11 protein-coding genes are annotated in these 15,289 nt (G+C 58.3%); 6 read left to right on the top strand and 5 right to left on the bottom strand.

Going from position 1 to position 15,289, the window contains the following annotated elements; translation table 11 throughout:
• Nucleotides 1-56: 56 nt before the first annotated feature.
• From murQ to M0G74_RS07455, 5 genes are all read right to left on the bottom strand, one after another.
• A complete protein-coding gene (murQ, locus tag M0G74_RS07475) occupies nt 57-995 on the bottom strand; it encodes an N-acetylmuramic acid 6-phosphate etherase (protein ID WP_248215854.1) in 939 nt (312 codons plus the stop codon).
• Between the two features lie 330 nt (nt 996-1,325).
• Nucleotides 1,326-2,069, bottom strand: a complete 744-nt coding sequence (locus tag M0G74_RS07470; RefSeq protein ID WP_348983702.1) for a YciK family oxidoreductase — start codon at nt 2,067-2,069, stop codon at nt 1,326-1,328.
• Between the two features lie 37 nt (nt 2,070-2,106).
• Nucleotides 2,107-2,769, bottom strand: coding sequence for an HAD-IA family hydrolase (locus M0G74_RS07465; RefSeq protein ID WP_160153279.1), 663 nt, complete (start codon nt 2,767-2,769; stop codon nt 2,107-2,109).
• A gap of 18 nt (nt 2,770-2,787) precedes the next feature.
• Nucleotides 2,788-3,492, bottom strand: coding sequence for a bifunctional 2-polyprenyl-6-hydroxyphenol methylase/3-demethylubiquinol 3-O-methyltransferase UbiG (gene ubiG / locus M0G74_RS07460; RefSeq protein WP_248215851.1), 705 nt, complete (start codon nt 3,490-3,492; stop codon nt 2,788-2,790).
• Between the two features lie 196 nt (nt 3,493-3,688).
• The gene (locus M0G74_RS07455) at nt 3,689-5,056 is read right to left on the bottom strand and encodes a TRZ/ATZ family hydrolase (protein ID WP_248215849.1); all 1,368 of its coding nucleotides are present in this window, start codon (nt 5,054-5,056) and stop codon (nt 3,689-3,691) included.
• 248 nt (nt 5,057-5,304) lie between these two features.
• Here M0G74_RS07455 and gyrA point away from each other — a divergent pair, with 248 nt between their 5' ends.
• The 6 genes from gyrA (at nt 5,305) to rpsA (ending at nt 15,218) form a co-directional block, all read left to right on the top strand.
• Nucleotides 5,305-7,902: a DNA gyrase subunit A gene (gene gyrA / locus M0G74_RS07450; RefSeq protein ID WP_160153282.1), complete on the top strand. Its 2,598-nt coding sequence runs from the start codon at nt 5,305-5,307 to the stop codon at nt 7,900-7,902.
• A gap of 187 nt (nt 7,903-8,089) precedes the next feature.
• Nucleotides 8,090-9,169: a 3-phosphoserine/phosphohydroxythreonine transaminase gene (serC, locus tag M0G74_RS07445; protein ID WP_248215848.1), complete on the top strand. Its 1,080-nt coding sequence runs from the start codon at nt 8,090-8,092 to the stop codon at nt 9,167-9,169.
• A 41-nt stretch (nt 9,170-9,210) separates the two neighbouring features.
• Nucleotides 9,211-10,314 carry a prephenate dehydratase gene (pheA, locus tag M0G74_RS07440; protein WP_248215847.1) on the top strand — a complete coding sequence of 368 codons (1,104 nt, stop codon included), beginning with the start codon at nt 9,211-9,213 and terminating at the stop codon, nt 10,312-10,314.
• Complete coding sequence (locus tag M0G74_RS07435) at nt 10,315-12,573, top strand: bifunctional prephenate dehydrogenase/3-phosphoshikimate 1-carboxyvinyltransferase (protein WP_248215846.1); 2,259 nt, start codon at nt 10,315-10,317, stop codon at nt 12,571-12,573.
• 58 nt (nt 12,574-12,631) lie between these two features.
• Entirely contained in the window at nt 12,632-13,330 is a 699-nt protein-coding gene (gene cmk / locus M0G74_RS07430) for a (d)CMP kinase (RefSeq protein WP_248215845.1), read from the top strand.
• A 208-nt stretch (nt 13,331-13,538) separates the two neighbouring features.
• On the top strand, nt 13,539-15,218 hold the full coding sequence (rpsA, locus tag M0G74_RS07425; RefSeq protein WP_160153287.1) for a 30S ribosomal protein S1: 1,680 nt from the start codon (nt 13,539-13,541) through the stop codon (nt 15,216-15,218).
• Nucleotides 15,219-15,289 lie beyond the last annotated feature (71 nt).

The raw sequence follows: 15,289 nt of genomic DNA, 5'->3' as shown, positions 1-15,289 counted from the left end.
GGCAAAAAAATACCCGGAATTTCCGGGTATTTTTTTGCCTGCAGATTCTTCCGGAGCTAGTTCGTGTCCTCGCCACGGCCGTCCAGTTTTTGCAGGGCAAGGCGCAAGAAACCATCGGCAGCCTTGAGAGCTGTTTCCGCAGGCGCGCGGTCGAGGCCGCTCAAAATCATCATGATGGCCAGCTTGGCGTTGTGGTCACACAACTCCAGTACCCGATCGGCCTCTTCATAGCTGGCACCCGTGGCTTCCACCACAATGCGGCGGGTGCGATCCACCAGTTTCTGGTTGGTTGCCTTCACATCCACCATCAGGTTGTAAAAACTTTTGCCGATGCGGATCATGCTGGCGGTGGTGATCATGTTCAGCACCAGCTTTTGCGCGGTACCCGCTTTCATTCGGGTGGAGCCGGTAAGAATCTCGGGGCCCACTTCGGGCAAGATGGCAATATCGGCTTCTTTGGCGATGGCTGCGGACTTGTTGCAAGCGAGGGCGACGGTGGTACAGCCAAGGCTGCGGGCGTAGCGCAACCCGCCGGTGACATAGGGCGTGCGCCCGCTGGCGGCGATACCGACCACGACATCCTTCCCCTGTAGTTCGATACGCTTCAGGTCGGCCTCACCCAACGCGGGGTCGTCTTCCGCCCCTTCCTGTGCGCGGTGCACGGCGGCTTCTCCCCCGGCAATCAGCGGGATAACCATACCTTCCGGTACACCATAGGTGGGAGGGCATTCCACGGCGTCCAGCAGGCCGATACGGCCACTGGTGCCGGCCCCCATATAAATCAGGCGGCCACCGCTTTTGAACGCGGTGACGGCGGCGTCCACGGCCTGGGCGATTTCCGGCAGTAATTGCCGCACCACACCGGGAACGCTGCTGTCGGCATCATTGATTTTTTCCAGTATGCCCAACGTTGGCAGCAGGTCGATGTCCTGGGTGTCCGGGTTGCGGGCTTCACTGGCCAGGGATCCGAGTTCGTTTGAGAGCAATGTATTCATATCCCCCTCGCCGATCCGGCGCGAACTTGTTGTTTCGGTATTCCAGGGTACCGGTAGAAAGAGCGAATCGCGTTTACCGATACATGTCCTGACAAAGTCCCGGCAAACACAAGCCGGTGAAATAGTGTAATCCCCCGTATTGAGGGGCACCACTGGAACGGCTGTCGCTAATCATATATTTCAGGGAGTTATTAACCACATCCGGCTAATAAGATCCGGTAAGTCACCGATACATCTATTAACTCGGGGGGAACTGGGGAGAAGGGGGGGAATGAAATGAAGTGAAAGGAGCAACCCGCCGTAGCGGGTTGCAATTGCCGGACCTGGTGATCAGCCCTGGGCGTTGAACTGTTTACCATTCACGCCAACGCTGTCTTCACCCATCAGATAGAGATAGGTGGGCATGAGGTCTTCCGGAGTGGTCACTGTTTTTGGGTCTTCCGCCGGGTAGGCCGTAGCGCGCATTTTGGTGCGGGTGGCGCCGGGGTTGATGCTGTTGACGCGAATGTTGGACACGCCGTCCACTTCGTCTGCCAGTACCTGCATCAGTCCTTCGGTAGCAAATTTCGATACTGAATAAGCGCCCCAGTAAGCGCGTCCTTTCAGGCCAACGCCAGAGCCGGTAAAAATCACCGAGCTGGCCGGAGAGGCTTCCAGCAGCGGCATCATTGCCTTGGTGAGGCCGAAGGCGGCGTTCACGTTGACTTGCATGACCTGTTGCCAGGTGGCGTAGTGATAGTTGGCAATGGGCGTGCGTTGTCCCAGCAGACTGGCATTGTGCAGCAGGCCGTCGAGTCGGCCGAATTCCTGGTCCACGCCCTGCGCGAGATACTCCAGTTCTTCCCAGCGAACGCCGGAAAGGTCCACCGGCAGAATCGCCGGTTTGGCGCCGCCGGCGGCTTCAATCTCGTCGTACACCGCTTCCAGTTTTGCGGTGGTGCGGCCAAGCAAAATGACGGTTGCACCGTGGGCTGCGTAGGTTTTGGCCGCGACGCGACCAATACCGTCACCGGCACCGGTGACGAGGATGATTTTGTCGTTCAGCAGATCGGCACGGGGGGTGTAATTGGTAATGGTTTCAGACATTGATGAGTCCGTTTCTCGAGTCCGTTTATTTCAGGTAATGCTTCTGTAGCAGCGGCCAGATTTCTTCGGCGTGGTGAATCAAATGATCCGCGTTCCAGTTTTCCGGGTCGTCGCCGTTGTCGATATAGCCGTAGCTACAGGCAATCGTCGGCATGCCCGCCGCGCGGCCGGCCATGATGTCGCGCTCGTGGTCGCCCACGTAAATTGCTTCACTGGGTTTGCAACCGATGCGCTCGCAGGCGAGCAGAATCGGCTCAGGGTCTGGCTTGCGGTTGGCAACGTCGTCGGGGCAGACAATGGCGCCGGGTGTTGGCAGATGGGCAAACGCCTGCATCAGCGGAATGGTGTAGGCGGAAGGCTTATTGGTGACGACGCCCCAGGCAATACCATTTTCGAAGAGCTGCGTGAGCAGTAGTTCAATGCCGGGGAAAGGCACTGTGTGTTTAGCCAGATGCATCAGGTAAAGATCGAGCAGGCGCTGGCGCAGATCGTCGAAGCCGGCCTGTCCTTCGTCGAGGCCGAATCCGAGGTGCACCATGGCGCGGGCGCCGTTGGAGACGACTTCACGGATGGTGGCGTCGGCCAGTGGCGGTAGTTGTTCCTGTTGGCGCAGCTGGTTGAGCACCACCACAAAGTCGGGGGCGGTGTCGAACAGGGTGCCGTCGAGGTCGAAGAGTACAGCTTTCATATCCAGGTACTTCTGAAATTATTCTGCCGGGCGGGTGGTGTGCATCAGGTAGTTGACGTCTACGTCCCTCGGATTGAGTTTGTACTGCTTGGTGAGGGGATTGTAGGTCATGCCGGTGATGTCGCGGGCTTGCAGTTCGGCTTCTCGGACCCAGCGGCCGAGTTCTGACGGGCGAATGAATTTGCCGTATTCGTGGGTGCCTTTGGGGAGCATACGCAGTACGTATTCGGCGCCCACTACCGCGAACAGCCAGCCTTTGGGGGTGCGGTTGATGGTGGAGAAGAATACGTGACCGCCGGGCTTGACCAGTTTGGCGCAGGCGCGGATGACGGAGGCGGGGTCGGGTACGTGTTCGAGCATTTCCAGGCAGGTGACGATGTCGTAGCTGCCGGAGTGTTTTTCGGCGAGTTCTTCGACGGGGATGCGCTGGTAGTCGATGGTAACGCCACTTTCGAGGGCGTGCAGTTTGGCGACGTTGAGTGGGGCTTCGCCCAGGTCGATGCCGGTGACGTCGGCACCACGCTGCGCCATGGCTTCGGTGAGGATGCCGCCGCCACAGCCGACGTCGAGGAGTTTCTTGCCGGCGACGGGGGCGCGCTGGTCGATGTAGTTGGCGCGCAGGGGGTTGATTTCATGCAGGGGTTTGAATTCACCCTGTTGGTCCCACCAGCGGCTGGCCAGTTGTTCAAATTTGGCGATTTCCGCCGGATCTACGTTGATCATTCTTTATTTTCTGTTCCTGTGGCATTGGTAGCGCCACTAGCGGGTTGTGTGGCGGCGGCGCTCCCGGTGACTGTTTCCGGGACACGCCGTTAACCCATCCATGGGGGCTCGGCTGCGGCCGTCCTGGCCGCAGACGGTCCCGGAAACAGTCACCGGGATCGCCACCTTCAATTCTTATTCCGCGTGCTAACAGGGGTCAGCTTGAGCGACCCGCGATTCTATCACGCCATAGGCCGGCCCGTTGTCGCAGTTCCTCCTCGTTCAAGGTCATTAGTCTGCGGTCTTTCAATAATAGTTTCCCCGCCACCCAGACATTGCGCACATTGTGTCCGTTGGCGGTGTAAATCAGCTGCGACAGTGGGTCATGCAGCGGTTGCTGCTCCAGTTCACTGAGGTCAATGGCGCAGAGGTCGGCCGCTTTGCCTACCTCTAGGCTGCCGGTGACCTCGTCGATGCCCAGGGCGCGGGCGCCGTTGATGGTGGCCATGGCGAGGGCCTGATGGGCGGGGAGGGCGTCGGCATTGCCGGAGACGGCTTTGGCGAGGAGGGCGGCGGTGTTGGTTTCCTGCAGCATGTCGAGGCCGTTGTTGCTGGCGGCGCCGTCGGTGCCGATGGAGACATTGATGCCGGCATCCAGCAGTTTGGCGACCGGGCTGAAGCCGGAGGCGAGTTTGAGGTTGGAGCGGGGGCAGTGACTGATGTGGGCGCCGGTTTTCTGGATGAGCGCTATGTCGGCGTCGTTGAGAGCTGTCATGTGCACACCGAGAAACTGGGGCGAGAGCAAGCCGAGGTTGTGCAGTCTTTCGGTGGGACGCAGGCCGGTTTCGGCCAGGGCTTTTTCGACTTCGCCCGCTGTTTCGTGCAGGTGCATTTGTACAGCCATGCCCAGTTCATCGGCATAGATGGCGATTTTTTTCAGGGTTTCGTCGCCCACGGTGTAGGGGGCGTGGGGGGCGAAGGCGAGACCGATACGGCTGTGGGATCGGTAGTCGTCCCGCAGGGCGAGGCCTTTTTCGAGGGCGTCGTCACCGTTTCTGGACCAGGCGTTGGGGAAGTCGATGATCGGGAAGGCGATCTGGGCGCGCATGCCGGCTTCGCGCGCGGCGCTGGCGGTGGCTTCGGGGAAGAAGTACTGGTCGGAGAAGGTGGTGGTGCCACTTCGCAGCATTTCGGCCATGGCCAGGCGGGTGCCGTCGGTGACAAATTCCTGGCCGACCCACTGTTGCTCAGCGGGCCAGATATGCTTTTCGAGCCAGGTCATCAGTGGGTGGTCGTCGGCAAAGCCCCGCAGCAGGCTCATGGCGGCGTGGTTGTGGGTGTTGATGAGCCCGGGAATCAGCAGCTGATCCCCGAGCTGGTGTTCTTCTTTTGCGTCGAAGCGGTTGCGGGCTTCGGTGCTGGGCAGGATGGCGGTGATGATGCCGTCCTTGATGGCCAGTGAGCAATTTTCGTACACACGCTTTTCCGGCACTACCGGAATGATCCAGCGGGCGTGAATCAGAGTATCGATAGGCTGTTTTTTGTTCGTTTTTTCGGTTTGGGGGCGGGCGTTTGCGCTGTTCATTGCTCGATTTTTGTTCCGGTGGAAAGCCGCAGACTTTAGCGGTGGTCGCGAGCGTGAACAAGTCTGCACAAGTCGTCCTTCTGCGCGTCAATTGTGGTAGAATCGCCCGCTTGATCGGGGTCCGTGACCAGCTGGCCCCACCTGATTCCCAGCCTGTTGCCGTGTGTGCTCCTTTTGCGAGGCACGGTGTCGGGTGCCGAGGGGGCCAGCCCTGCTGGCGGCGTTAACGATAAGGAATGCCTGAAAATATGGGCGAATTAGCCAAAGAAATTTCTCCGATCAATATCGAAGAAGAGCTGAAGCAGTCCTACCTCGACTATGCGATGAGCGTGATTGTGGGCCGTGCGTTGCCGGATGTGCGCGACGGCCTCAAGCCGGTACACCGGCGTGTTCTCTTCGCTATGAACGAACTCAAGAACGACTGGAACAAGCCGTATAAAAAGTCCGCCCGTGTGGTGGGTGACGTAATCGGTAAATACCATCCGCACGGCGATAGTGCGGTGTACGACACCATCGTGCGTATGGCGCAGCCGTTCTCCCTGCGTTACATGCTGGTTGATGGTCAGGGTAACTTCGGTTCTATCGATGGCGACAGTGCGGCGGCCATGCGTTACACCGAGATCCGTATGGACAAGCTCGCTCACGAGCTGCTGTCGGATCTGGATAAAGAAACCGTCAACTTCATCGACAACTACGACGGCTCCGAGCAAATGCCGGAAGTGTTGCCATCGCGGGTGCCCAACCTGCTGGTGAACGGTTCTTCCGGTATTGCCGTAGGTATGGCCACCAATATCCCGCCGCACAATATGAGTGAGGTGGTGAAAGGTTGCCTGGCGCTGATCGATAACAGCGAACTGACCATCGATGAACTGATGGACTATATCCCGGGTCCGGATTTCCCCACGGGCGCCATCATCAATGGTCGCGCCGGGATTCTGATGGCTTACCGCACCGGTCGTGGGCGTATCTATATTCGTGCCAAGGCAGAAGTGGTGCGCGATGACAAGACCAATCGCGAAACCATCATCATTCACGAGATTCCCTACCAGCTGAACAAGGCTCGCTTGATCGAGCGTATTGCTGAGCTGGTAAAAGAGAAGAAGATCGAAGGTATTTCCGAGCTGCGCGATGAGTCCGACAAAGACGGCCTGCGCGTGGTGATCGAGCTGAAGCGCGGTGAGCTGGGCGATGTGGTTCTGAACAACCTCTATTCCCAGACCCAGCTGGAAAGCGTGTTCGGTATCAACATGGTGGCGCTGGTGGACGGCCAGCCCAAGCTGCTGAACCTCAAGCAGCTGCTGGAATACTTCATTCGCCATCGCCAGGAAGTGGTGACCCGCCGTACCGTTTACCTGCTGCGCAAGGCGCGCGAGCGTGGTCATATTCTGGAAGGTCTGGCGATTGCCATCTCCAATATCGACCCGGTCATCGAGCTGATCAAAGCTTCCGCCACCCCGGCAGAGGCCCGCGAAGCACTGCTGGCCAAAGGTTGGCCGGTGGGTGAGGTCGAGCAGTTCCTGGAGCGCGCCGGTGCCGACGCCTGCCGCCCGGACGACCTGCCGAAAGAATTTGGTATGCGCGACGGCGCCTACTACCTGTCTCCGGCCCAGGCTCAGGCTATTCTCGAGCTGCGCCTGCACCGCCTGACCGGTATGGAGCACGACAAGCTGCTGGCGGAATACAGTGAGCGCCTGGAACAGATTGCCGAATACCTGGAAATTCTCGGCAGCCCGGAGCGCCTGATGGCGGTGATCCGCGAAGAGCTGGAACTGCTGGAAAAAGAGTACGGCGATGAGCGCCGCACCGAAATCGTTGCTTCCCGTCAGGACCTGTCCGTCGAAGACCTGATCACCCCGGAAGACAAGGTGGTGACCATTTCCCATGGTGGCTATGCCAAGAGCCAGCCGCTGGCGGACTACCAGGCCCAGCGCCGCGGCGGTATGGGTAAGTCCGCGACCCAGGTAAAAGACGAAGACTTCGTCGAGCACCTGCTGATTGCCAATTCCCACGACACCATTCTGTGTTTCTCTAACCACGGTAAGGTGTACTGGCTGAAAGTGTATGAAGTGCCCACCGCCGGCCGCGCATCCCGCGGTCGCCCGATGGTGAATATGCTGCCGCTGGAAGAGGGTGAGCGCATCAGTAGCCTGATGCCGGTCTCTGAATACGATGAAGACCACTTTATTTTCTTCGCCACCGCCAACGGTACCGTGAAGAAAACCCCGCTGACGGCATTCTCCCGTCCGCGCAGCGTTGGTCTGCGGGCTATTGAGCTGGAAGAAACCGACCGTCTTGTTGCCACCGCAATTACCGATGGCAAGCAGGACGTGCTGCTGCTGACCAGTGCCGGTAAGGCAGCCCGTTTTGCGGAAGAAAATGTGCGTTCCATGGGCCGTGTTTCCCGCGGTGTGCGCGGTATCCGCATGGCCGAGGGCGTTCACGTCATCGCCATGGTGATCCCGGAAGAGGGTGGCTCGGTGATGATGGTTACCGAAAATGGTTACGGTAAGCGCACCGCAACGGCCGACTTCCCGACCAAAGGCCGAGGCACTCAGGGTGTAATTGCGATCGCTGAGAGTGAGCGCAACGGTGCCCTGATTGGCTCCTGCCAGGTGCACCCGGGCGAGGAAATCATGTTGATTTCCGACCAGGGTACTCTGGTGCGTACCCGGGTGGATGAAGTCTCTGTGCTCGGCCGTAACACCCAGGGTGTGCGGGTGATCCGCCTGAAAGACGGTGAAAGCCTTGTGGGTCTGGCGCGTATTCAGGAAACCGAAGATCCCAATGCGGAAGCGCTGGGGGAAGGTGAGGCTGAAAGTGACGGCGGTGCCGGAGCTGAGGAGTAGTTCCTGACCTGTTGTAACTCGAAAAAGGCTGCGATAACTCGCGGCCTTTTTTGACTTTGCTGGCCGGGGCTGTTGGTCGCCGAAAGGCCTGTAATAGCCCGAAGGGTATTTGTGGTGGCTGGCTTTCGGTTTTACCGAATTCCCGAAAATTTAATTCAAGTCTGTTTTCTTCTGTGGAAGTGAATCAATGAGGAAGTTTAATTTCTGTGCGGGTCCTGCGGCGTTGCCGGAGCCGGTATTGCAGCAGGCGCAGGAAGAGTTGCTGGACTGGCAGGGGCTGGGTTGCTCTGTGATGGAGGTCAGTCACCGATCGCCGGAATACACGGCTGTGGCCGAGGCTGCGGAGCAGGATCTGCGCGACCTGCTAAGTATCCCGGACAACTACAAGGTGTTGTTCCTGCAGGGTGGTGCTACTGCGCAGTTCAGTGCAGTGCCCTGGAACCTGTTCGGTGCCGGTAGCAAAAAAGCAGACTATATCCACACCGGTCAGTGGGCCGATAAGGCGATTAAAGAGGCGCGTCGCTATGGTGAGGTAAACATCGTTGCTTCCTCGGAAGATCGCAATTTTTCCTATGCGCCAGCAGCGGATAGCTGGGAAGAGAGTCGCGATGCGGCGTATTTCCACTACACACCCAATGAGACCATCGGTGGTGTGGAATTCCCGTACATCCCGGAAGTGGAGAGCCCGCTGATTGCGGATATGTCGTCCACCATTCTGTCGCAGCCAATCCCGGTGGAAAAATTCGGTTTTATCTATGCTGGCGCGCAGAAAAATATTGGCCCTTCCGGTATCGCGGTGGGCATTCTGCGTGATGACCTGCTGGATCGTGCTCTGCCGGAAATTCCCCGCAGCCTGAACTGGAAAATCGCGGCGGATGGCGGCTCCATGGATAACACGCCGCCAACCTTTGCCTGGTATCTGTCTGGTCTGGTATTCAAATGGCTGAAGGCGCAAGGCGGTGTTGCCGCCATGGCGGAGTTGAGCCTGAAAAAATCCCAGCTGCTGTACGATTTTCTTGATGGCAGCAGCTTTTTCTCCAGCCCGGTTGCGAAAGAAAGCCGCTCACGCATGAATGTGCCATTTGTGCTCGCCGATGAGGGGTTGGACAAGAAGTTCCTCAAAGAGTCGGAAGAGGCCGGGTTACTGAACCTGAAAGGGCATCGTTCCGTGGGTGGCATGCGTGCCTCGCTGTACAACGCGGTACCAGTTGAGGCGGTGGAAGCACTGGTTGCGTTTATGGCGGATTTCGAACAGCGCAACGGTTGAGTCACAAGTTCATTGATTGATTAAAAATTTAGGCGAGAGTTATGTCTGAAGATACGCCGAAGCAGGACGGGCGCCTGCTCGAACTGCGCGATCGCATCGACAGTATCGACAGCGATATTGCAAAGCTGATTTCCGAGCGTGCCAATTGCGCGTTGGAAGTGGCAGAAGTGAAAAAGAGTAACGGCGAGAATGCGCTCTACTACCGTCCCGAGCGGGAGGCGCAGGTGCTGCGTCGGGCCATGGAGCGCAATCCGGGCCCGCTGACCGATGAAGAAATGGCGCGCCTGTTTCGCGAGATTATGTCCGCGTGCCTGGCATTGGAAGAACCGATCAAGGTGGCTTATCTCGGCCCCGAAGGTACCTTTACCCAGCAGGCAGCACTGAAACACTTTGGCCACTCCGCGGTTTCCAAGCCGCTGGCAGCCATTGACGAAGTATTTCGGGAAGTGGAAGCGGGTGCGGTCAATTACGGCGTGGTGCCGGTGGAGAATTCCACCGAGGGCGTGGTCAACCACACCCTGGATAATTTTATGACGTCCAACCTGCAGATCTGTGGGGAGGTGGAGCTGCGGATCCACCAGCATCTGATGATTTCCGATATCACTCGCAAGGACTCCATTACCCGTATCTACTCCCACGCGCAAAGCCTGGCGCAGTGTCGCAAATGGCTGGACTCCTATTATCCGAACGTTGAGCGCGTGGCGGTGGCGAGCAATGCGGAAGCGGCCAAGCGGGTCAAAGGTGAGTGGAATGCGGCGGCCATTGCCGGTGATATGGCGGCCGATCTCTACGGTCTCAAAATCCTGAATGAAAAGATTGAGGATCGTCCGGACAACTCTACCCGCTTCCTGATTATCGGCTCCCAGGCGGTGCCAGCCAGTGGTGATGACAAAACCTCGCTGATGGTTTCCATGCGCAACGAGCCGGGTGCGCTGCACGATCTGTTGGTGCCTTTCCAGCGTCACAGCATTGATCTCACGCGGGTGGAAACCCGCCCCGCGCAGTCCGGTAACTGGACTTACGTGTTCTTTATCGATTTCGTCGGTCACCGTGACAGTGACAATGTGGCGGCGGCGCTGAAAGAGGTGGGTGCCGGAGCATCCGATATGAAGGTGCTGGGTTCCTACCCGCGCGGAGTGCTGTAAATGTCGAGTGTCGGGCAGGAAGCCGAAAAGCCCGTCCTTGGGCGTCTGGTGGTCGTCGGTATAGGCCTGATTGGTGGCAGCCTGGCGCTGGGGCTGAAGGCTGCCAGTGGCTGCCGCGAAGTGGTCGGTGTGGCGCGTCGGGCCCAGACCTGTGAAGAGGCGGTGGCCCTGGGTGTGGTCGACAGGGCAGTGACGGACATTGCTGAGGTGTTGCCGGAGCTGGAAGCGGGGGATGTTATTTTCGTCTCGGTGCCGACACTTACGGTGGAGGCGGTGTTCGCGCAGTTGAAAGACCGGATTCCTGCGGGCGTTACCGTGACCGATGGCGCCAGTGTGAAGGGCAGTGTGGTGGCCGCTGCGGAAAGGGTCTGGGGGCAGGTGCCGGACTTCCTGGTGCCCGGACATCCTATTGCCGGCTCCGAACAGAGTGGTGTGACCGCTGCGCGGGATGACCTGTATATCGCCCATCGCATAATTCTGACACCGCTGGAAAACACTGCGCCTGAGCACGCCGAGCGGATACAGGCCATGTGGCGGGCGGTGGGCGCGGAAGTGCTGTCCATGCCGGTGGGGGAACACGACGAAGTGCTTGCTGCCACCAGTCATCTTCCCCACGTCATTGCATTCGGGCTGGTGGATACCCTGGCCCACGATGCGGAAAACGAGAATATTTTTCGCTATGCCGCTGGCGGTTTTCGGGATTTTACCCGTATCGCTTCCAGTGACCCGGTTATGTGGCGGGACATCATGCTCGCCAATCGCGATGCGATCCTCAAATCCATCGATCTCTATACCTCCAATCTGGACTCTCTGCGCAGTGCCATTGCCAGCGGCGACAGCGAACATCTGATGGGGGTTTTTACCCGGGCCAAGGCGGCGCGGGATCATTTCACCAAAATGCTGGCCAAAAAAGCGTATACGGAAACTATGGAAGCGAAGGAAGTGATTTTTATTGCCCAGCCGGGCGGTGCAGTAAATGGCGATCTGCGAGTGCCGGGGGACAAATCCATGTCGCACCGCTCGATCATGCTCGGCTCTCTGGCCGAAGGTATTACCGAGGTGGAAGGGTTCCTAGAAGGGGAAGACGCCCTGGCAACCCTGCAGTCTTTTCGTGATATGGGGGTTGTCATCGAGGGTCCGGTGAATGGTCGCGTTACCATTCATGGCGTGGGCATGCACGGCCTGCAGGCACCTCCTGGGCCCCTGTATGTGGGCAATTCCGGTACTTCCATGCGCCTGTTGGCGGGCCTGCTGGCTGGGCAGAAATTTGACACCGTGTTAACCGGTGACGAGTCCCTGTCGAAGCGCCCGATGAATCGGGTGGCGAACCCGTTGCGCGACATGGGTGCCCAGGTGGAAGCCGGTGAGGATGGCCGGCCGCCGCTCAAGATCAAGGGTGGCCAGCAACTGAAAGCCATCGATTACACCTTGCCCATGGCCAGTGCGCAGGTGAAATCCTGTGTGTTGTTGGCAGGCCTCTACGCGGAAGGTGAGACCAGTACCACCGAGCCGGCGCCCACCCGTGATCACACCGAGCGGATGCTGGCGGGCTTTGGTTATGACGTGCAGCGCGACGGCCCTCGCGCCAGCCTCACTGGTGGTGGCAAGTTGTCTGCCTGTCATATCGATGTGCCTGCGGATATTTCATCGGCGACTTTCTTTATGGTGGCAGCCTCCATTGCCCCCGGATCCGATGTGCTGTTGCAGCACGTGGGTATCAACCCCACCCGCGACGGCGCCATCAATATCCTGCGTGCCATGGGAGCGGATATTACCCTGGAGAATCAGCGCGAAGTGGGTGGCGAGCCAGTGGCGGATATCCGCGTGCGCTACGCACCATTAAAAGGAATCAAGATTCCGGAAGACCAGGTGCCGCTGGCTATCGACGAATTTCCGGCCATCTTTGTGGCGGCGGCCTGTGCCGAAGGCGAGACGGTGCTCACTGGCGCCGAAGAGCTGAGGGTCAAGGAGAGTGATCGTATCCAGGCTATGGCCGACGGTCTCAAAATTCTCGGAGTCAACGCCGAACCGACGCCGGACGGCATCGTCATTCAGGGCAAGGGTGCCAGTGAGGGCGCGGTATTCGGTGGCGGTGAAGTCGATAGCCTCGGTGACCACCGCATTGCCATGTCGTTTTCCGTGGCGGCGCTGCGCGCGGGTGCGGATATCCGTATCCTGCACTGCGCCAATGTGGCGACGTCTTTCCCGAACTTTGCCGAGCTGGCCAATCGTGCCGGTATGCAGCTGGAAGTGCGCTGAGCGCGCTTCCTGTCTCTGTTCACCCTACAACTAACGTAAGCAGTATCACCGATTAGTTATGACTGAAGCAGCTAACCTGAACTCGCAACAGGCTCCCGTAATCACCATCGACGGCCCCAGTGGCTCCGGCAAGGGCACTATTGCCAAGTTGCTGGCAGATTCCCTCGGGTATGAATTGCTGGATTCCGGCGCTCTTTACCGGTTGACCGCTCTGGCGGCGCTCAACGGCGAGGTGGATCTCTCTGATGAGACGCGCCTGGCAGAGATTGCCGGAAGCCTGGATATTCGTTTTGCGGTGGCAAATGGTGAGGTGGCTGCCGTTCTGCAGGGTGTGGATGTGAGCCGGGATATCCGTATGGAGCGCGTGAGCATGGCGGCCTCCAGGGTGGCAGCGGTTCCTGCGGTGCGCGAGGCACTGCTACAGCGCCAGCGGGACTTTCGTCAGGCCCCGGGCCTGGTGGCTGACGGCCGCGATATGGGCACCACGGTATTTCCTGACGCACCGGTCAAGGTATTTCTCACTGCCAGTGCGGAAGAGCGCGCCCGCCGCCGCTATGATCAGTTGCAGGGCCGGGGGGTTTCTGTTAGCCTCCGCGACCTGCTGGAGGACATCCGCGCCCGGGACGAACGGGATATGAACCGCGCAGCCTCCCCACTGGCACCTGCAGAAGATGCTGTGGTGCTGGACAGTACGGATATCGGCATAGACGATGTTCTGCAAAAAGTGCTCGACCTGGTACATGAACGTATTCGTTGAGCCAGACTGAGAATCAGGTTCCAGAAAGTGGTTCCTGGGATTCAGTCCCTACAATTTGTTTTCTAACGACAGCGGCCGGGATCAGCCAGAATTGCCCGGCCGCTGTCGTAATCTAACCCGCGTACTGGCAGCGCGGCGGGGTCTGAGCTGAAGATTGACTAACTTATACAGTCATCCGCGGCCGGGCCTACCCATATAGGTATGAGTAATGACCGAGAACTTTGCTGAGTTATTTGAAGAGAGCTTGAAGAGTGTTGAGATGGCGCCAGGCGCTATCGTGACCGGCCTGGTAATCGACATCGATAAAGACTGGGTAACCGTACACGCGGGCCTGAAGTCTGAAGGTGTTATTCCGGCAGAGCAGTTCAAAAACGAAAAAGGCGAAGTCGATCTGCAGATCGGCGACGAAGTACAGGTTGCCCTGGAAGCTGTAGAAGATGGCTTCGGTGAAACCCGTCTGTCCCGCGAAAAAGCCAAGCGCGCTGAAGCTTGGAAAATCCTCGACGCTGCACACGCTGCAGACGAAGTGGTTAAGGGTGTTATCAGTGGCAAGGTTAAGGGTGGTTTCACCGTTGACGTGGCCAACATCCGCGCGTTCCTGCCTGGCTCTCTGGTAGATGTACGTCCGGTTCGCGACACCGCGCACCTGGAAGGCAAAGAGCTCGACTTTAAAGTGATCAAGCTGGACGCCAAGCGCAACAACGTTGTTGTTTCCCGTCGCGCCGTGATGGAAGCAGCCAACAGCGAAGAGCGTGAAGCACTGCTGGCCAGCCTGCAAGAAGGCATGGCGATCAAAGGTATCGTGAAGAACCTGACCGACTACGGTGCTTTCGTAGATCTGGGCGGTATCGACGGCCTGCTGCACATCACCGACATGGCTTGGAAGCGCATCAAGCACCCGAGCGAGATCGTGAATGTTGGCGACGAGATCGACGTAAAAGTCCTGAAGTTCGACCGCGAGCGCAGCCGTGTATCCCTGGGCCTGAAGCAACTGGGCGAAGATCCTTGGGTATCCATCAAGCAGCGTTACCCGGAAAACAGCCGCGTGAAAGCGGTTGTAACCAACCTGACCGACTACGGCTGCTTCGCCGAGCTGGAAGAAGGTGTGGAAGGTCTGGTACACGTTTCCGAAATGGATTGGACCAACAAGAACATTCACCCGTCCAAAGTTGTCAATGTTGGCGACGAGGTCGAGGTAATGATTCTGGATATCGACGAAGAGCGTCGTCGTATCTCCCTGGGTATCAAGCAGTGCCAGGAAAACCCGTGGGATGCCTTCGCGCGTAAATTCGCTAAAGGCGACAAGATCTCCGGTAAGATCAAGTCCATCACCGACTTCGGTATCTTCATCGGTCTGGACGGCAGCATCGACGGTCTGGTTCACCTGTCCGACATCTCCTGGAACGAAGCTGGCGAAGACGCCGTGCGTAAGTTCAAGAAAGGTGACGAGCTGGAAACCGTTATCCTGGGTATCGACTCCGACCGCGAGCGTATCTCCCTGGGTATCAAGCAGCTGGAATCCGATCCGTTCTCTGATTACGTAGCCACCAACGATCGCGGCAGCATCGTAATGGGTACCATCAAAGAAGTTGACGCCAAGCAGGCGATCATCACCCTGGCGGACGAAGTCGAAGGCGTACTGCGCGCTTCCGAAATCAGCCGCGACAAGGTTGAAGATGCTCGCAACGCCCTGAAAGAAGGCGAAGAAGTAGAGACCAAGATCACCAGCGTGGATCGCAAGAACCGCGTGATCAGCCTCTCCATCAAAGCCAAAGATCAGGACGATGAGAAGCAAGCCATCAAGGATCACAGCAAGAAGCAAGCTGAACAGGTTCAGCCGGCGACTATCGGTGACCTGATCAAGGCGCAAATGAATAACAAAGATTAATAATCTTCTGTTATCAAAAGCCTCGGATCGATGATCTGAGGCTATTCGAAAGCCGGACTGGGGTTGCTCAG

The sequence above is a fragment of the Microbulbifer sp. CAU 1566 genome (assembly GCF_023156515.1).
In the GTDB taxonomy this organism is placed as follows: Bacteria; Pseudomonadota; Gammaproteobacteria; order Pseudomonadales; family Cellvibrionaceae; genus Microbulbifer.
This window is presented reverse-complemented; position numbering and strand designations above follow the sequence as displayed.

Coding starts and splice junctions, on each gene's coding strand:
- M0G74_RS07465 (WP_160153279.1), bottom strand. CDS start 2,769: ATGAAAGCTGTACTCTTCGACCTCGACGGCACCCTGTTCGACACCGCC.
- cmk (WP_248215845.1), top strand. CDS start 12,632: ATGACTGAAGCAGCTAACCTGAACTCGCAACAGGCTCCCGTAATCACC.
- pheA (WP_248215847.1), top strand. CDS start 9,211: ATGTCTGAAGATACGCCGAAGCAGGACGGGCGCCTGCTCGAACTGCGC.
- rpsA (WP_160153287.1), top strand. CDS start 13,539: ATGACCGAGAACTTTGCTGAGTTATTTGAAGAGAGCTTGAAGAGTGTT.
- M0G74_RS07455 (WP_248215849.1), bottom strand. CDS start 5,056: ATGAACAGCGCAAACGCCCGCCCCCAAACCGAAAAAACGAACAAAAAA.
- M0G74_RS07435 (WP_248215846.1), top strand. CDS start 10,315: ATGTCGAGTGTCGGGCAGGAAGCCGAAAAGCCCGTCCTTGGGCGTCTG.
- gyrA (WP_160153282.1), top strand. CDS start 5,305: ATGGGCGAATTAGCCAAAGAAATTTCTCCGATCAATATCGAAGAAGAG.
- ubiG (WP_248215851.1), bottom strand. CDS start 3,492: ATGATCAACGTAGATCCGGCGGAAATCGCCAAATTTGAACAACTGGCC.
- serC (WP_248215848.1), top strand. CDS start 8,090: ATGAGGAAGTTTAATTTCTGTGCGGGTCCTGCGGCGTTGCCGGAGCCG.
- murQ (WP_248215854.1), bottom strand. CDS start 995: ATGAATACATTGCTCTCAAACGAACTCGGATCCCTGGCCAGTGAAGCC.